This window comes from Mesorhizobium sp. B2-1-1, assembly GCF_006442975.2.
GTDB lineage: Bacteria > Pseudomonadota > Alphaproteobacteria > Rhizobiales > Rhizobiaceae > Mesorhizobium.
On record NZ_CP083954.1, the window covers coordinates 2,404,759 to 2,422,249 of the forward strand.

The window sequence follows — 17,491 nt, forward strand, 5'->3', positions numbered from 1 at the left end:
GCTGGATGCTTCTCCTGCGGGAACGGACAGCAAATGTCCAACTCGGGGGTACCGCCGGTGCTACGGCGAACGCGAGCCCTACAAGATGCAACCCAACCTCGGGCGAGACGCCGTTGCGCGCTGGGACGTTTCGCGATCACGCAATATCGGTTGGCTTGGCTCTTAAAGGTTCCGCCCCCGTGTGCTCCTCCCCGGCGAGCTGTTGAGCCCGCGGCTCGCGATCCGCGTCGGCACGTCTCCGATTGCCTGCTATGTAGGTGCGATTTCAGGCAACCAACTCGAGCTGCCAGCATTGATTTGGGATAGTCTCGGGAGAAATACCATGCTGCAATTCAACCTGCCTCGAGAAGTTGCAATCGGTGATGAAGTTGCCCTGACGAGTACGGTCATGGACATGCTTCCCAGTGGACGCGCCAGGGTGAGCATCCCCTCCTATGATCGTCCTTATGCGATCGATGCGCCCCCCAGAACTCACGTCGGAGACAAAGTCGTTCTTGTTGGGGATGTCACTCGGGTCGATCCCGCAACCAACAAGCTGAGCGTACGGATTGACTGTGGCGGTGTGGTTACCGTCCACAAATCGGCGATCATAAGGCTCAAGAAGAATTGCGCGGCCCGAAATGGCTGACGCATCACCCTGCGACGCAAAGCTCGCCAACGAGGCCGAGCTCGCGGGATGGGATTATCCACGCCATCTCACCGCGCCAGCCTTACCGACGGGCTGCGCTCGATGGAGCTTGACCCCAACCCGCGCGGTGTATCGGCTACGGGAAGCCCTGTGCGACGAGCCGTGACAGGCATGATCGAGATAGGTCGCGACGCTCCGCGTCCCATATGGCGTGACTGGTGAGGGGAGATGCCACACTGGGTTCGCGGTACCTGGATTCTCTTGAAGGACGCCGTCACCGGCTTCATCGACGATAATGCGTTGAGCCACGGGGCGGCGGTGGCTTTCTACGCCACGACATCGCTGGCGCCGATCCTTCTGATCGTCGTGGCGATCGCCGGTCTGGCCGTGGGCAAGGATGCGGCCCAACTCGCCCTGTCAGCGGAGATATCCGGCGCGATGGGCGCGCAGAGTGCCGATCTGCTCAAGGCGACGATCGAGACGGCTTCGCACAGATGGTCCGGGACGCTTGCCACGCTCATCGGATTGGTGACGCTCTTCTTCACTGCCTCCGGTGTTTTCGGTGAGATGCAACAGTCGTTGAACGAGATCTGGAAGGTAAAAGCCGACGGCCTGTCGCTTTCGCGCCTGGTGCGGGCGCGGGCGGCAAGCCTCGGCCTGGTTGCCGCGTTGGGCTTCATGCTGCTGGTATCGCTGGCGGCAAGCGCAGCGATCACCGCGCTGAGCGATGTCATCAATCACCACCTGCCGTTCGGCGAACTGGTGCTCAGCAGCGTCAACACCGTTGTCTCTTTCTTGCTAATTGGGCTGCTCTTCGCGGCGATCTACAAGGTCTTGCCGGATCGCACGCTCAAATGGCGCGATGTTGCCGTCGGTTCGGTGGTTACTGCGTTGCTGTTCACCATCGGCAAGTCGCTGATCGGCTGGTATATCGGCACCAGCGCGATAGCGACTTCCTACGGAGCGGCAGGCGCGCTGATGGTGGTGCTGCTTTGGGTCTATTATTCAGCGCAGATATTCCTCTTCGGTGCAGAAATTACGCGCGCTTACTCGGTCAGGCGCGGAAGTCGGCCAGACCTTGCGCCGGTAGTGGCGTTGAGCGGCAACAAGATAGACATGCCGCGCCGGCCTGAAGTGCATGACGGCGAGATCGCCGCATGGATTGTGGTAAGCAGCCTGATCACCGCGCTGGTCTCGCATTTGTCGCGGCGAAAGCAGGATTGACGCCGCGCGGAGGCACCGTTGGCATGGAAAGCCGCACCATCCGTGATGCGATCGCGTGCGTCGATGCTGATCAGGCGGGCGGAACGGAACGATCCGGCTGACGTTTGTGCCAAGGATCGGCGCGACAGGAGGACTGCATGGCGGCCCCACGAGCAGTTTGGAAAGGATTTCTGAAAGTCGGGTCCGTGTCGTGCGGAGTGAAGCTTGTGGGTGCAACCAGTGAGGCATCGAAAATCCACTTCAAGATTTTGAATAGGAAAGATGGATTGCCCGTCAAGGCTGCCTATGTTGACGAAGAGACGGGCGATGTCGTCGATAGCGAAAACCAAGTCAAAGGCTACGAGGCAGACGCGGGCGATTTCATCAAGGTCGAACCGGACGAGATCAAAAAGCTCAAGATGACGTCTGAGCACACGCTTGAGGTCGACGAGTTTGTCGCCATCAAGGACATCGACACGCGCTACCTGGAAAAGCCCTACTACCTGATCCCTGCCGACGGCGCTTCCACCGAGGCCTTCTCAGTGCTGCGCGAAGCGATGGCCAAGAAGGCTGTGGCGGCGCGGTCTTGCGTGGTGCTGTACCAACGCGGGCGCGAAGTCGTGATACAGCCATATGGCAAGGGAATGCTGCTTACCGAGTTGCGGACCCATGACGAAATGATCTCGGAAGAGACCGTATTCAAAGACCTGGAAAGCCATGAATATGACCAGGAACTGCTCGAAATCGCAGGCCTGCTGATCGACAAAAAAGTGACCAAGTTTGATCCGTCGAAATTTGAAGACACCTACGAGGATGCGCTCATCGCGTTGATCGACGCAAAACGCAAGGGCAAGCAGCCGCCCAAACCGGTGCCCCCGCCCAAGGAGAACGTTATCGATCTGGCGTCGGTTCTCCGCAAGAGTCTCGCCAAGGAAGGCATCAAGGACCGCCCCAAAGCCAAAGCCGGACGCAAATCGGCATAGTCGCGGATTTGGCTGTCTGCTTTCTTCGAATTATGACCGAAAACGATCCTGTGCCGGGATCAGAAAAGATCGATTGGTCGCTCGGGCTCGGGGCTTCCGCCCGAGTCATTCGCGCGGTGCAGGGGCGCGTCGCCTTTAACCCCAAGATGCACGTCCCATCGACTGCGAAAAGGCGGGCTTTGCAGACAGGCGGTGACGGCTGCCGCCCCTCCAGTCAATAATGTGCTTCTTTTCACATGGAGATACTCACCGAAAGATACATTGATCAAATCATATTGTTCGATTTTGGGGTCGAAAGGGGAATCGCCAACATATGCACGTCGCAATAAGGAGAATTGGACGAGATGCAATTCATTGGGATAAATTGCACATAACGCAATGACTCGATGAATTGTAGGTTGAGGGGCAACAAAGGCATTGCGAATATCTGTCGTCTTGTCTGTGATTTAACCATAGCTGGTACACGAAAAGGCAATTAGTGATCGTCGGGCCGGGCTAGCGTTATTCCTCCGCGGTTTGGAGATGGTGCGTCCGCTCCCGAATGTGCCCAGCGTCGCGATACAAGCGGCGTGAGTTGGATGTCCAAGAGAGGGCTTGCAGTGCACCAACGTGCATATCTCGACGAGTGTTGGTGTTGCCGGAACCGTGGTCGACCAGGCAGGGAGAACTCAGATGTACACTCATATCCTCGTGAGCACGGATGGCTCCGACGTCGCCAGGAAGGGCGTTGAGCAGGGGATAGCCCTGGCGAAAGCCTTGGCTGCCAAGGCGACAGTTGTCACGGTCACGGAGCCAATGCTGATTGACTATGGAACCGGATTTACCTCCGGGTCTATTCCTTCGCAGGAGGAGGTTGATAGTTTTGAGGCCGCGAGCAAGGAATTCGCAGGGCAAGTCCTCGATCAAGTCAGGGAGGCAGCCGACCGGATGGGGGTTTCCGCAGAATTTCTACATGTCCCGGATACCTACCCGGCCAAGGCGATTATCGACACCGCCAAGTCACGAGGCTGCGACCTGATTGTGATGGCTTCCCATGGCCGTCGTGGCATCAGAAAGCTTTTGCTGGGAAGCCAGACGTCGGAGGTTCTCGCGGATGGAAGTGTGCCTGTATTGGTCGTGCGGTAGCCAAACGAAACCGGAGAAGCGCCGGCTTCCTCTGCGCTCAAGCTTCCGGAGAGACGGTGTCCTGTGACGAGGATGTCTCCACGCGTCGGCCTCGGCATTTAGAGGTGCCGCGCAATGGCATTCATGATTGCCGCAGGCTAGACAACGATAACGCGCGCGCCGTTGCGCACCGTTCCGAAGAGTTCAAAAATATGCTCGTTCAACATCCTGATGCAGCCGGATGATGCAGCTTTTCCAATGGTCCACGGCTCATTGGTCCCATGAATGCGATACAGCGTGTCCTGGCCATTGCGATACAGATACAGCGCCCGGGCGCCGAGAGGATTGTTTGGGCCTCCCGGAACGCGCTGCGGCAAGCTCGGATTACGGCGTCGCATGTTGGCGGTGGGGGTCCAGGTCGGCCATTGGGCTCTTCGTTCAACGATGGCTTCTCCACCCCATCGCTGTCCATCCCGACCGACAGCGATGCCGAAGCGGATCGCCCTGCCTGCGTCTTCGACATAGTACAGGAAGCGCTCCTGCTTGTTGATTAGGATTGTTCCGGCGGTTTCCCTACCCAAGTAAGGCACTGTTTGCCGACGGAATTGCCGGGGGATGCGCGTCTTGTCTACGAGAGGGATGTCAAAAGGCTTATCTGGAATTCTCCCGATATACCAACTCTTTTGGGAAGCTTCCGCATGCCCGGACAGCGCCAGAAATGATATTCCCCCAACGATCACGGATCGTCTGCTCAAAGAATTCACCAAATGAACCTCCGAAATTTAATGACTTCTTGGCTGGTATTTTATGAGCTTCGATGAGCCTGCGCTATCGGGACCAACACTTCTGACATCGGCCTCTCCGCTGAGGGTGCAATCTCTTATGTCATACGAGCGCCTCGTCAGACTGCGTGGTGTTCCCGGCGGGCAGTTCGAACCGGCGCCCAATCTCCAGCTTCGCCAAGGAATGGGTTCACTCTTGTCTTCGACAAGATTACCTCAGCCGAAGACTCCAATCACGTAGTCGAAAGCTGATGGCTGAGAAGGCAATTGTTGGCCAGGAGGCTGTTCAGAGAAGGTTTGCCGTTGTTCGACCGCTCCGCCAACGGAGGGTGCTTGAGGCCCAGCCAGCCCGCCTCCCGCGCCTCTTTGGGCGAGATTCCGAACTCGCGCCTGAATGTCCGGCTATATGTCGAGGGATCCATGAAGCCCCACTCCTCCGCAATGCTCGAAATCGGGCGTCCATCCGCGATGTTTCCGAGCGCGTCCCTCGTTTTCAGCAGCCGCTGTCGCCGGATATAGTGCGAGATTCCTCCGGCTGGTTCGAAAATCCGATAAAGTCGAGAGCGTGAAATTCCGAGGTCTTGCGAGAGCTTTCCCGGTGTCAGATTCCGGTCGGCCAGATTGGCTATTATGATCTTGTTCGCGCGGGCCATGATGACCGCGTCGATCGGCTCCTGTGCTTCGAAAAAGTGATCCCGGGACGGGGAAATGCACGCGGCAAGCAGGCTGGTGGTCGCCGATGCGACATACGGGACGTCGCTTTCCGTGCGATGGGGGAAGGAATGATAGAGCAGCAGAACATAGTCGGCGACGAATGCGGCCATCTCGGGCCGGATATCGAGCGTGAAGGGTTGCGAGAAGGCGAAATCCCGCGGAAGGAATAGCGCAAGGACACCGTCATCCTCACCCTGGTCTTCATGGGGTGCACCCAGGCATTGCCAGCGCAGCTGTCCCATTCTTGGCGTGCCGCCGCCCGCGGGGATTGTCTGGGGCACCGAAAGAGCCCAGTGGTCGAACACCGGACTCTTTCTGCTGCGCCACCGCCGACGGTACCCCATCCCGGGATATTCGATGAAAGCCAGCACGAGGCTCTCCAACCGCCACGCCCGCTCGCGCGCAGAGAACGAGCCGAACTCGTCTCGCAGCAATTCGACGTCGGCTATATTTGAGTGCCAACTCCGGAAAAGGTCGAATTGCTCGGGCGGTGGCGCCTGCGAGGTATCAACGTCTACGACGCATCTTAGAGGTTCTGGGGTCCCGATCGTTTCGCTTTCGCTGACAATTGATGGCTTGTCTTGCATTGAGGCAAACTCATTGCTGGAAAGAGGGTGACGGCAACCCCATGGAATTCTCGATCAAGAGACCAGACGTATCGGGCTCATCCCCGGCGGATGTAGCCGCGGCGAGATCGAGGTTATGGGACTTGAAATCCTGACACCCGCACCTGCTTGGGTGGTATAGAACCAGTCGACAAGAACATCTCGCCCAGCCAGCAGAATCGATGATGTGCGGATGTCGGCAGCGTGTATGGCAACTGCTCCAGCGATCGGCTCGCCAAGAGTATCGCTTCGTACTGTTACCTCCATCACAAGCTCCTATCGAGCTAGCAGATCAACAATGAACGATGTGCTTTTCGCAAGGAGACGGTCCTGACAATTAAAAATCCAGAGTGGAGTTATCGAAAATCGTGATGCTAATGACGAGGACACGGCCGAGCTTAAACGGTCATCGATTTTTGAAAAATATGCGAGGAATCCATAATATGGGTTTGACGTATATTTCTTGTAGCTTGTGGGATGATCTCCAGGCGCCCCGACCTCTGCCAGGAATCCGTCACTGTCTTGAAGAAAGGGACAATCCCAATGAATTGTTGATCAGAAGGTTGCTCAGGATGCCAGCATCCGCGAGGGGCTCATCCACAGTCAGCCAGGTCGAATGCTTGACGCCCTGCCACCCGAGTTCGCGCGCTTCCCTTGGAGAGATGCCGAACTCTGTTTTGAACATCCGGCTGTAGGTAGACGGATCTTGGAAGCCCCATACTTCGGCAATGCTGGAGATCGTTCGCCTGTCCGAACTGTCCGCTAGAGCGTCGCGCGTTTTCAGCAGCCGCTTGCGCCGCACATAGTTGGACACACCGCCCACCGGCTCGAAAATCCGGTAGAGACGGGAGCGTGAGACACCGACCGCACGGCAGAGTTTGTTGGGCGTCAAGTCGGGATCGCTCAACCTCTCTGCGATACGCTTGGCAATCCGAGCGGCAGACACCGCGTTCACAGGCCCTTGCGCCTCTGCCAGATGATCTTTTGTCGGCATAAGAGCAGCCGCGGAAATGTTGGCAGTCGCGGTGACGATATGGGGCAGATCCGCTTCTCTCAAATGAGGAAGTGAGCGGTGCAGCAGAACGGCGTAGTGCGCAAGAAAATCCAGTGCCTCGTCGCTGGCTTCGATTTTCGATGATCTGGTTGCCGGCCATGTGCGGGGCAGAAACAGTGTGATGAACAGATCATCGTTGCTCACTCCAACATCGGGCAAGGCCAGACACCTCATGCGGGGCCGACGAGATATCATCTCGCCGGCAGCAGACTGCGAGAACGGCACGGACAGCATCCAGTGATCCAACAGGGACCGTCTGCGATGTTCCCATTGTATCTCGTAGCCGGAGCCTGGGATTTCGATGGAACTCAACGCCAGATCGCCCAACTGCCATACCTGATGACGAGCCGGGAACACGGCGTGCTCGGCCCGAAGAAGCTGTATTTCGGCAACCCCAGCAAACCATGATCGATAGAAATCAAACTGTTCGGCTGGGGGTGCCGACAAGCTATTTACGTCGATGGCGCATCTTAGAGGCTCATCCGCAAAAGGGTCGGTGGGAATGCCGGCAGCGGTTACTCTCGCGTCCATAACAAACTCCTGTCGTACATGAGACGCCGAAGTATAGGCAGCTCAAGAGGTCGGCAGGCCGTTTCCCGCAAGGAAACCGACAATAAAACACACCCTCAACCTGCCGCCGCGGATGAGATTGATTTTGAGGCAATCTTAAGCCGGAGATGCTCCCCTAGAGTGGGCTAGGAATCCCAAACGTAGACAATGCGTTTATTTCTCGTGGAAGCTGGGACAGCGTTTTCGCATCGTATTTACCCTTGCGACTATGGCCATTCTCATCGGCGCCGAGCGCGCCATGTGGAGTGACCTTGCGTTTCTCTTGCTTGCGACCAACCGGTCGGAAGGTTTGTTGCGGCCCCACTGAGGTCGCGCCATCAGAATCTCCTGACGGCCAACCAATTTCTATCCACTTTCCGACGGAGTGCCCGAAAGCTCTCGGATTGGGGTGGTTCAGCAGGCAACTAGGCCGAATGCGGGCTGCACATAGCTGTGATGAGGCCCTACGCGTAGGTGTGTCGTTGGCTTTAGGATTCGCCGACCGCGGGGGATCCGGCATTTCTGCCGACTGCCTCCGTCCACAGGAGCCGACGGCTTCATCGTCTTCCCATCCTGATCAAAATGCCTGAGGCACCGCGTTAACCAGCCTCGGATCGGCAGGTTTGAGCATCCCATCAGTCTGGTGCTGCGTGTCTCCAGAAGCGCCGACGCGCCTCACTGGGGGAGCATCCGAAGATTGACGTATAGGCTCCAGCGAAACGGCCCAGGTGCCAGAAACCAAAGCTCATGGCGATGTCGGTGATCGAGAGGCGATCGCCCTGCGTCAGGATAAGGCCGTGCGCGGCCCGAAGCCGCCGCTCCCGCTCGTAAGCTCGAGGGCTGACTCCCAGACGTTCCTGAAAGGCGCGCTCCAACATTCGCTCGCCAATGCCCAGTACCTCGCAGACTGCACTGACGGAAACAGGGCTATGAGGCCTTGCCTCCAGAATGGCCAGGGTGGCATCAACGATATCGCGCCGATCGCTGGAGCCGAAGGTGCGGGGGGATGGTTGCTCCGTGAGGGAAAGCACCCGCGCGAGCGCGGCGCCCGCTTCGCTCGCCGCAACGGCCAGGCCGGCACTTAGGTCATAGCCACGCTGTGCTGCAGCTTCCGCGAACCCGACGGTTCGCAGCAGCCTCTGCTGAAGCTCCAGCTCGGCTCCTGCCGTGAGGCGTTGCTCATGTATCCCTGGCATCAGCGCGGTCCTCTGGCCCAGGTGGGAGGCTGATGCCGTGCGCAGAGACTCGAGCGCGGACCCACGCAGACCGATCCGCATGAGGCGATAGCTTCCTGGCATCTCCAGCTTGAATTCTGTTCCCGGGCCGATGATCCGCAACTGCGGTACTTCACTCCGTTGTCCGTTGAAGGTCGTGCCTTCGCCCCAGAGGAACACCGCCGTCAACGCATCGTCATTGATCGCCCCGGACATGGCGATGCCACCCTTGTCCCGCAAATCCAGGACGAACGCGTCGCCATAGTCTATCGTTGCAAGGCTCGATGCATGGCGCTGCTCGCCAATCTGCTGGATATGGAATTTCGCGTCGGGATCGGACTCGCGGGTGCGCGCGACCACGGAATTATACTGGCGGGCGTACCAGTTAGGAGCCTCCAACAACGAGGGCCTCTCCAAGTCTTTTGTCCGGACTGGAGTTGGACGCGATCGCTTTCGTCCAACTCGATAAGTCAAGCAACCGAGTCCGGCTTGTTTCTGCGGGCGATCTTTATAATCAGAAGAATGATTCCGATAGCAAAGAGAAGACAGCCAACCATGATGCTCGATGGAGAGCCATAGCGATAGCCCGATGCAAAAATGAGAAAGCCTATGAGCAAGAGGCCGATAGCTATCAATTTGTTTGCCAACAAGGCCTTGGTGTTTCCTTCCATTGTAGCAGCTCCTTAAAATTTGACGTTTCGAGGTGGTGTCGAGGGTCTTTCTGGCTTTCGCTCTATTCGGTCTTTTCTTCCGGCTCCCAGGAAGCCGACTGAACATTCGAGTCGAGCGCGAGGTGAGCGACGACGCGTTCGACTGATTGCGCATCATCACGGTTGCTGAACAACGTTGCTTCTATTCTCATGGCGTCGCCCTCATTGATGGGATGGCTGTTAAGGGAGCGTAGGCGGAGGAGGTTTGTATTGATGGTCTGAAGCAGAATCGATCTGAGCAAATAAACATTATCCCGTGAGCATACGATCTCTATGGTGTACGTGTATTCGACGGCAGGTTGTTCCTGAGAGTGCCTTCGAAAGAATCTTGAGAAATTAGGAAGAAGCGAATTGAGTATAATAATGAGCATTGCGGTTTCCGCGGCCAGCAGCAGAAAGCCAAAGCCTACGAAGACCCCGACAGAGCCAGTGCTCCAGATCGTCGCGGACGTACTCAACCCTCTTATGTTGGAACCGTCCCTGATGATCAGGCCGGCGCCAAGGAAGCCAATGCCGGTTACGACCTGAGCCCCCATTCTAAGATCGAGACCTGAGCCAAGAGCGCCCGGCAGTGAGGAGTATGCCGCCGCGCCCAGTGCGACCAGCGCGTGCGTCACAAGTCCTGTATATTGTTGCCGGTACTGGCGTTCCGCACCGATCAGCGCGCCGAGCAGCAACGCAAGCACAAGCTTCAGCAGGATTGATTGAGTTATCGCGACTTCAGCTTCCAAATGTTCATTCCGTCTGATTCAAAATGCAGGGGCTTTCATCACATGGCGCCGATCTCGGACGCCGGCTGCTGGGACACGGATTGCCGGGATGCCGACCGCTTCAGGATTGTGAGCGGCAGATGGAGAACGAGGGAGGCGTTATCGAAGATGATCTGCCGGGTCTCTTCGGCTTTGTCTTCGACCGGCATATCTTCGTTCACGATGAGACGGCGCAGCAGGGGGCCGGACCTCAACAGCTTCATCAGTGTTTCCGACGTTGCAAAGCCGCTGTGGCCGCCGCCGTCCACGTCGGAAATGTCGATAACCTGAATGTCCTTTTTCTGGAGGAGCGGGATATCGAAGCCACTGCCGACTCGTGGCTGGCCACCTGCAATGCGCCGCGACAGGCTCAAGGCGCGATCTCGCCGAGAGACAACGATCGTGAAGGGGTGCGGCAGTTGGGGTATGTCCCTGACTTGGCTGCTGAAGACATCTGGATCGATATCGGGCGCGGCAAGCAAGACGCCGCGGATTCTTGAGGTCACCGCCGCCTTACCTTGCAATACAAGGGTGCGAAGCGCCTCCATTACGACATACGCGCCCATGGAATGGCCGACGATGAAAACACCGCTAGCGTTCGATCGAGCTGCGATTTCGATCGTTTCGGCCAAGCCGTCCCGCGCCTGGAGAGCGCTATCGCGATCGAAAAGATAGGCGCCGATAGATCCCGCCGACGCCCAGGAGAAATGAACCGGAACCGAGGAGATGCGGTAGTCGTGGACGACTTGGGCATTACGAAACAGGCCTTCGGCAAAATTGTTGTTGTAGCCGTGCACGAAGATAAACACCTCGCGCTCCGAAGGCGGACGCTTCGCCAGCATACCGTTTAACCGACCTGCGAAGGATGCTCTGTTCTCGAAGCGGACAAGATCACGAGCGGAAAAATGGCGCTTCGGATCGGGTGATGTCGATGACGTCTCGACGGTGCCCGGCCGGTGTGTGGCCGGCACGACGACAGTCAACTGCGAAAAGCTCAATATCGGGGAACGATCCCGCGAATAGGGCGGTTCGGAGATAGGCGATCTTGTGCGCGTGGTGGCGATCAGGAAGGAAATGGCCGACATTTCGTTGCTAATTTGTACAGGCGAGGCAAGGCCCGTCACGGCTCTTGGACCGGCGCAGCTTTGCACCAGCAACGCCAGCGAGATAACCAACACAAATCGTCCTGCGGGGTTCTGCATGCTGCTGGCCGCGCCGGCTTATCTTCGTAAACTCACCAGCCTTTGGCCATCCTTGTCCAACAGTTGCACTCGTCCTGTCTGTGGGGCTTCAAAGCGACGGACGGACCCGAGTGCCTCCAGAAGATTGCGCTCTTGATCCATGAGGGGTTGATCGCAGATCATCCTGGACGAGCCGGTTTCCGAGATCGTCAGCGCTTCTCCGGTCAAGGCGAAGCCGCCAAAGAACCGATTGCACGAACCATTCCCATGGATGCGTCCGTCCGGCTCGAAGGCAAGGGTGGGTTTCGAACCCGCGACCGTGGTTTCTTCTCGAATCTCGTCCACGAGCCAATCTCCGTGAAGGAGGTCGCCCGGCTCTCCGGCGCAGCCTTCAAATTTCCGGTCGCCAAGGATGACGGTCGCGGTTTGGGGGTATGGCATTCCGCTCATGATATCGACGCATATTTTGGCAGCGATGGTCAGCGCGAGTTGCCGGCCGTCTACCGTCGCCAGATAGGTGTCGGCGTCGCCTTGCCTTGTGGGGCGCGGAGCCGGCTGAACTGTGAAGGTCTCGCCCCCTAAGGCATTAAAGCTGAGCGCGGTGTCCGAGATCCTAATTTGCCAACCGGGTTCGTTGCCGCGTGCAGCCAACGAGGCAGCCTCCGCATTGCTCGTTGCGGTGGCGTACAGCGACAACACCGCGAGCGAAGCGGCCAACGGCAAGGATGAGCAGGACTCTGGACTCACGGTTGCAGCCTCCAGACGATGCGTCACTGAACTCGAAGGCCGCCCGGAAACCGGCCTCTGGGGGCAACTTCGCCAAATATTGCGCCGAATGTACTTGCATCCGGCCGTCAGTCCATCGTCACGTTTCGGAGAAGGAGTCCGTTCGGCGAAAAAATGGACGCAAAGCCAAGAATTGAGATTCCAAGAATATAAATGGTTGCCGCGGGCCATTTCGACCGCCCTTTGGCGAGGACGAACCTCAATGTGATGGTTCGATCATATCGAGGCGTTCCGTACGATCTCCCCGACGCCGGGACGACAGATACTCGGTTGCTTTCTGGACGACAAAATAGACGGAGGGGATGATCAACAGGCCAATAGTCGTAGCCGCGGCCATGCCCCCGAAAATTGTGACGCCAACAGCCCGCCGCGCGCCCGCACCGGCGCCAGTCGACACGACAAGAGGAATGATCCCGAGGATGAAGGAAACCGCGGTCATCATGACGGCCCGGAAGCGCTGCTCGGCCCCGATCCGCGCCGCCTCCATTATGCTTAGTCCCTCATCGCGCCGCTCCTTGGCGAATTCCACGATCAGGATGGCATTCTTCGCCGCCAGCCCGATCAGCAGCACGATGGCGATCTGCACGTAGAGGCTGTTCTGCAACCCGAAGACCTTCAATGCCGCTATGGCGCCGAAGAGAGCCGCTCCGAGCGAAAGGGTGACGATCAACGGAAGCGACCAGCTCTCGTATTGGGCGACAAGGAAGAGATAGGCAAAGAGGAACGCCAGCGCAAAGACCAGCCCCTCCTGGCCACTGCCGCGGCGCTCTTGAAACGACAGGCCTGACCACTCGAAGCCATAGCCATTTGGCAACAGCTGGGCCACTGTCTTCTCCATCGCGTCCATGGCGCCGCCGCTGCTGCTTCCAGGTGCGGTAATGGCGTTTATGGGAGCGGCGACCGACAGATTGTAACGCTGGATGGCGAATGGCGACAGGATCGTCGTCAACGACGCCAGATTGTTCAAGGGCACCATGGTGCCGTTCCGGCTACGCACATGCAGGTTCAAGATGTCTTCCGCATGGGCACGGAAATCGGCATCGGCCTGCAGATTGACCTGGAACACGCGGCCATTGAGCGTAAAATCATTTACGTAGCGCGATCCGAAGGCCGCGCCGATGGTGGAATAGACGTCCGACACGCTTACCCCAAGCGCTTCGGCGCGCGTCCTGTCGACATCGACATAAACCTGCGGGACATTGGCGCTGAAGGTGGTGGCGGCGCCGCCGAGCTCCGGCAGGTGATTAAAGGCACCGAGTAGGGCGCCGACGACCTGCGCGATCTCCTGCGGCGGTTGCCCTTCAAGCGCTTGCAGGCGAAAGTCCAGGCCACCGACCGAGCCGATGCCGGCAATCGCCGGCGGAGCAAAGACGGCGACGTTCGCGCCCGGGATTTGGGAGAACTTCATCCGCAGCGCCTGCAGGATGCCGGCTAGCTGCAGTTCGCTGGACGTGCGCTCGTCCCAGGGCTTCAGCGCCGCGACTGCCATTGCGCCGCTCGGCGAACTCGTCGACTGAAGGATGCTGAACCCCGCAACCGTGATGACGTCTTGCACGCCTCCGGTGTCGGTCAGAATCTTGCGCACGTCCTCCACGATGGCTTTCGTGCGGTCGAGCGAAGCGGCATTGGGCAACTGGATGTCGACGAACAGCGCGCCTTGGTCCTCGTCGGGCAGGAAAGTCGACGGTAGCCCGGTGAAGATCAGATAGGCGATGGCAAAACAGGCAAGCAATCCCGCCACCGGCACGTACCAATGCCGCACCAGAAACCCGACGAGGCGTCCATAGCCGTCTCGCGTCTCGTTCATGAATGCCGTGAACCAGGCCAACGGGCCACGCTTGAAATGGCCCATATCGCGCCGCAAAAGCAGTGCGGCCAGCGCCGGGCTCAGGGTCAATCCGACAAAGGAAGAAATCACCAGGGCCGAAGACAGCGTCACGGCGAACTGCCGGTAGAGCTGGCCGCCTATGCCGCCGAGAAACGCAGTCGGCGTCACCACGGCAAGCAGCACCAAGGTCGTGGAAATGATCGGCCCAGTGATCTGGTGCATCGCCTTGCGCGTGGCGTCGGCGACCGCGATGTCAGGGGTATCCTCCAGCACATGCTTGACGTTCTCGACGACAAGGATGGCATCGTCCACCACCAGGCCGATCGCCAGCACCAGCGCCAAAAGAGAAATCATGTTCAGCGAATAGCCGGCGGCAAACAGCACCGCCAAGGCGCCGAGCATGGAAACCGGGATGGCAAGCGCCGAGATGAACATGGCGCGCCAATCCTGCAGGAAGACGTAGGTGACTGCGAGAACGATCAGGAACGCTTCAAGCAGGGTTCTGGCCGTCAGCGAGATGCTGGCATTCACGAAGCGGGTCGCATCGTAGACGATGTGATACTGCATGCCTTTGGGAAAGCGTGACGAGAGGCGCTCCAGTTCGGCGCGGACCGACGCCGCGGTCTGGATGGCGTTGGCGCCGGGCGACTGGTTGATCTGCATCATCGCCGAGGCGTGTCCGGCGAAGCTGGCGCTCGAAGCATAGCTTAACGCGCCAAGCTCGAGCCGCGCGATATCGCGCAGGTAGACCTTGGCCCCCGCCGAGCCCGTGCGCACGACGATGTCCCCGAATTCCTCGACGCTTCTCAGCCGCCCCTGCGCGACCAGAGTGTATTGCAGCTCCGAGCCCTGCGCCTGCGGGGGGGCGCCGGCCTGTCCGAGCGTCGCCTGGATGTTTTGCCGCTGGATGGCGGCCGAGACATCGTCGGGCGTCAGGCCAAGCGCGTCCATGCGCTGCGGGTTGAGCCACACCCTCATCGAGTATTCCGAAGCCCCGGCGACCGAAGCCTCGCCGACGCCCCGCACGCGCGATATCGTGTCGGCGACGGTCGTGGTGATGAAATTCGTGATCGCCAGCGCATCGAGGCTGTCGTCCGGCGAATAGAAAGCGATGCCGAGGATAAAATCCGGCGAGCGGGCACGCACGGAGACACCTTGCTGCGCGACCGCTGCCGGCAGGCGCGAGATCGCCAGCTGAGCGCGGTTCTGCACGTTGATCTGTGCTGTCTCGGGATCGGTTCCGACCTCGAAGGTCACCGATAGCGTGTATTGGCCGGCATTGGAGCTGGTGGACGACATGTACATCATGTGGTCCACGCCATTGATGGCCGTCTCCAGCGGGCCGCCCACCACGTCGGCGATGACTTCCGCGCTTGCTCCCGGATAGGAGGCCGACACCGTCACCGTTGGAGGGGTGATCTGCGGATACTGCTGTATGGGAAGGGAAAACACCGCGATCCCGCCGGCGATCGAAATGATGATCGAGACGACGATCGCGAGCCGGGTGCGGCTGATGAAGAGGTCCGAGATCATGGCGTATCCTCCGCTTCGCGGGGGTTGACCTGCTGACCATCGGAAACGCGTTGCAGGCCCTCGACGACGATCGTTTCGCCGCCTTCCAATCCGCTCGTCGCCGCCCAGCGATTGTCGATGCGCGCACCGGTCGTGATCGCCTGCCTGGTCACGGTATTGTTGTCGTTGAGCACGAAGACGAACTTGCCCTGGCGGTCCTGAAGAACGGACGCCATCGGCACCATCGGCAATTTCCTGGCTTCTTCGTCGACGATTGTTAGCCGGACGAACTGGCCAGGCGCCAAAATGTGGTCGGGGTTGGGGAACAGCGCGCGGACAGCGACGGTACCGGTCTGCTGATTGACCTCGTTGTCGATGAACTGCACCCGCCCCGGCAAAGCAAATTGTGTGCCGTTGGCGAGAGACAGACTCAGGTGGAATTTGTTCGCATCGATCTTCTGGCCACCGGCAAGTTTCTGCCTGATGTCGACCAAAGTGCTGTCAGCGATCGAGAATGCGACGCGGATAGGATCGAGTTGTACGACGCGCGCCAATGATCCGGAGCCGGGCCCCACGAGATTACCGCGCGTCGCCAGGGAGCGGCCGATGGTGCCATTGATGGGAGACCTGATCTGAGCATAGGAAAGATTGAGTTCGGCCGTATTGAGGGCTGCATTGGCGCTTTGAACATCCGCCGCGGCGACATCGAATGCAGCCTGAGCGTCATCCAACGTGGCCTGAGAAATAGTCCTGCGGCTGAGCAGGTCCCTGGCGCGTGAGAGGCTTTGTCGCGCGGCGTTGCGGGTGGCTTCGGTCCTGGCCACTTGCGCCTGTGCGGACATTACCGCCGCCGACAGTTGATCCGGCTCGATTTCGAAAAGCAGATCGCCCTCCTTCACGCGCTGGCCTTCGGAGAACCTGATCTCCTTGAGCAGGCCGGACGCGCGCGCCTGAATGTCGACCGCATCGATCGCCTCGACCTGCGCGTTGTATGTCAGCGGCGCGTTTGCCGGACCGGACTGGACCTTCTGCACGACCACTGGCACCGTCGCCGCGGTCTGCGCACGTGCCGCTCCCGCGAAGCCGCCCACGCCGACTAGCAATGCGGCCGCCACGACCCTGGCTCGAAAGTCAAAATTGCTTTTCATCATCGTCGGATCCTGCTCTCAAGACAAAATCTTCGTCCTGCGCACGCTCAGGGCAATGACGAGATACGCCAGTCCAGCAATCATCATGGAAAATCCGGCCACCAAGCCAGTCGGCATCTCCCTGACGATCGGCCACTTCAGCAGTATGGAGAAAGCAGCGAATATGGCCACGATTCCGGAAACGGCGAACCAATACCAGCCGCCGACTTTCCTGACTTCAGCGGCGATGATTAATTGAAGAACGCCGTGGACAAATAGTACAAACGCTATGAACAGTGATATTGCGGCCGATGCTTTGATAGGATTGAAGTAAATCATGATGCCGCCGATGAGCTCGAAGAAGCCGGTCAGTTCCTGCCACACGAAGCCCACCCAACTTTTGATCCAGAGCGATTGGATGACCTTGATGACGCCGACTGCCATCAGGGCCACGGCGAACACGACGTTGGATGCGAAATTGGAAACGCTGGGAACTGCGACTGAAAACACGCCGCCCGCAAGCAGGAGGAGCCCAAAGAGCAGAAACCTGCGCCACTTGCCCTGCTCGATTTCGGCCCGTTCATATGGCGTTGCAGGTAGGTGATCCGATTTTTCTGGCATGTCCCCGTTCCATGCAGGTTCTAAATATCGATCTCGCACCCTGCGGGCAGAGAAGAGAGCCGAGAGCGCTCAATGGAAAGTATCAGGAAGAAGTCTGCCGGACGGAGCGTCAGGAGCCTGTCTGGTTGCCTCGCGGCGAGA

15 protein-coding genes are annotated in these 17,491 nt (G+C 58.8%); 4 read left to right on the plus strand and 11 right to left on the minus strand.

Annotation, left to right across the window (positions count from 1 at the left end):
• Positions 1 to 322: 322 nt before the first annotated feature.
• The 4 genes from FJ972_RS11785 (at position 323) to FJ972_RS11800 (ending at position 3,939) form a co-directional block, all read left to right on the plus strand.
• Entirely contained in the window at positions 323 to 628 is a 306-nt protein-coding gene (locus FJ972_RS11785) for a preprotein translocase subunit YajC (protein WP_140521307.1), read from the plus strand.
• A 228-nt stretch (positions 629 to 856) separates the two neighbouring features.
• Complete coding sequence (locus tag FJ972_RS11790) at positions 857 to 1,852, plus strand: YihY/virulence factor BrkB family protein (protein ID WP_140521308.1); 996 nt, start codon at positions 857 to 859, stop codon at positions 1,850 to 1,852.
• A gap of 137 nt (positions 1,853 to 1,989) precedes the next feature.
• A complete protein-coding gene (locus FJ972_RS11795; protein WP_140521309.1) occupies positions 1,990 to 2,814 on the plus strand; it encodes a Ku protein in 825 nt (274 codons plus the stop codon).
• Between the two features lie 672 nt (positions 2,815 to 3,486).
• Positions 3,487 to 3,939, plus strand: coding sequence for a universal stress protein (locus tag FJ972_RS11800; RefSeq protein ID WP_140499425.1), 453 nt, complete (start codon positions 3,487 to 3,489; stop codon positions 3,937 to 3,939).
• 137 nt (positions 3,940 to 4,076) lie between these two features.
• On the opposite strand, the gene FJ972_RS30250 is transcribed toward FJ972_RS11800, so the two are convergent.
• The 11 genes from FJ972_RS30250 to FJ972_RS11855 all read right to left on the minus strand — a co-directional run bounded on the left by FJ972_RS30250 (position 4,077) and on the right by FJ972_RS11855 (position 17,350).
• Positions 4,077 to 4,682: a L,D-transpeptidase gene (locus FJ972_RS30250; RefSeq protein ID WP_140521310.1), complete on the minus strand. Its 606-nt coding sequence runs from the start codon at positions 4,680 to 4,682 to the stop codon at positions 4,077 to 4,079.
• Positions 4,683 to 4,933: 251 nt separating this feature from the next.
• Entirely contained in the window at positions 4,934 to 6,001 is a 1,068-nt protein-coding gene (locus FJ972_RS11810) for a helix-turn-helix domain-containing protein (RefSeq protein WP_140521311.1), read from the minus strand.
• 532 nt (positions 6,002 to 6,533) lie between these two features.
• A complete protein-coding gene (locus tag FJ972_RS11815; protein WP_140499421.1) occupies positions 6,534 to 7,604 on the minus strand; it encodes a helix-turn-helix domain-containing protein in 1,071 nt (356 codons plus the stop codon).
• 653 nt (positions 7,605 to 8,257) lie between these two features.
• On the minus strand, positions 8,258 to 9,196 hold the full coding sequence (locus tag FJ972_RS11820) for a helix-turn-helix domain-containing protein (RefSeq protein ID WP_140527977.1): 939 nt from the start codon (positions 9,194 to 9,196) through the stop codon (positions 8,258 to 8,260).
• Positions 9,197 to 9,306: 110 nt separating this feature from the next.
• Entirely contained in the window at positions 9,307 to 9,507 is a 201-nt protein-coding gene (locus tag FJ972_RS11825; protein WP_140499417.1) for a hypothetical protein, read from the minus strand.
• 62 nt (positions 9,508 to 9,569) lie between these two features.
• Positions 9,570 to 10,277: an MgtC/SapB family protein gene (locus tag FJ972_RS11830; RefSeq protein ID WP_181165254.1), complete on the minus strand. Its 708-nt coding sequence runs from the start codon at positions 10,275 to 10,277 to the stop codon at positions 9,570 to 9,572.
• A 38-nt stretch (positions 10,278 to 10,315) separates the two neighbouring features.
• Positions 10,316 to 11,497 (minus strand): alpha/beta hydrolase, encoded by a 1,182-nt coding sequence (locus FJ972_RS11835; RefSeq protein WP_140521313.1) that lies wholly within the window; start codon positions 11,495 to 11,497, stop codon positions 10,316 to 10,318.
• A gap of 18 nt (positions 11,498 to 11,515) precedes the next feature.
• Complete coding sequence (locus tag FJ972_RS11840) at positions 11,516 to 12,127, minus strand: META domain-containing protein (RefSeq protein ID WP_181173436.1); 612 nt, start codon at positions 12,125 to 12,127, stop codon at positions 11,516 to 11,518.
• A 334-nt stretch (positions 12,128 to 12,461) separates the two neighbouring features.
• Positions 12,462 to 15,623, minus strand: coding sequence for an efflux RND transporter permease subunit (locus FJ972_RS11845; RefSeq protein ID WP_140521315.1), 3,162 nt, complete (start codon positions 15,621 to 15,623; stop codon positions 12,462 to 12,464).
• Positions 15,620 to 16,753 (minus strand): efflux RND transporter periplasmic adaptor subunit, encoded by a 1,134-nt coding sequence (locus tag FJ972_RS11850; protein WP_140521316.1) that lies wholly within the window; start codon positions 16,751 to 16,753, stop codon positions 15,620 to 15,622. The genes FJ972_RS11845 and FJ972_RS11850 overlap by 4 nt, the downstream gene beginning before the upstream one ends.
• Before the next feature lie 15 nt (positions 16,754 to 16,768).
• Entirely contained in the window at positions 16,769 to 17,350 is a 582-nt protein-coding gene (locus tag FJ972_RS11855; RefSeq protein WP_140521317.1) for an HdeD family acid-resistance protein, read from the minus strand.
• Between the last annotated feature and the right edge of the window lie 141 nt (positions 17,351 to 17,491).

Excerpts from the sequence above, each read along its gene's own strand:
- FJ972_RS11785 (WP_140521307.1), top strand. The coding sequence starts at position 323 with ATGCTGCAATTCAACCTGCCTCGAGAAGTTGCAATCGGTGATGAAGTT.
- FJ972_RS11790 (WP_140521308.1), top strand. The coding sequence starts at position 857 with ATGCCACACTGGGTTCGCGGTACCTGGATTCTCTTGAAGGACGCCGTC.
- FJ972_RS11795 (WP_140521309.1), top strand. The coding sequence starts at position 1,990 with ATGGCGGCCCCACGAGCAGTTTGGAAAGGATTTCTGAAAGTCGGGTCC.
- FJ972_RS11800 (WP_140499425.1), top strand. The coding sequence starts at position 3,487 with ATGTACACTCATATCCTCGTGAGCACGGATGGCTCCGACGTCGCCAGG.
- FJ972_RS11810 (WP_140521311.1), bottom strand. The coding sequence starts at position 6,001 with ATGCAAGACAAGCCATCAATTGTCAGCGAAAGCGAAACGATCGGGACC.
- FJ972_RS11815 (WP_140499421.1), bottom strand. The coding sequence starts at position 7,604 with ATGGACGCGAGAGTAACCGCTGCCGGCATTCCCACCGACCCTTTTGCG.
- FJ972_RS11825 (WP_140499417.1), bottom strand. The coding sequence starts at position 9,507 with ATGGAAGGAAACACCAAGGCCTTGTTGGCAAACAAATTGATAGCTATC.
- FJ972_RS11835 (WP_140521313.1), bottom strand. The coding sequence starts at position 11,497 with ATGCAGAACCCCGCAGGACGATTTGTGTTGGTTATCTCGCTGGCGTTG.
- FJ972_RS11845 (WP_140521315.1), bottom strand. The coding sequence starts at position 15,623 with ATGATCTCGGACCTCTTCATCAGCCGCACCCGGCTCGCGATCGTCGTC.
- FJ972_RS11850 (WP_140521316.1), bottom strand. The coding sequence starts at position 16,753 with ATGATGAAAAGCAATTTTGACTTTCGAGCCAGGGTCGTGGCGGCCGCA.
- FJ972_RS11855 (WP_140521317.1), bottom strand. The coding sequence starts at position 17,350 with ATGCCAGAAAAATCGGATCACCTACCTGCAACGCCATATGAACGGGCC.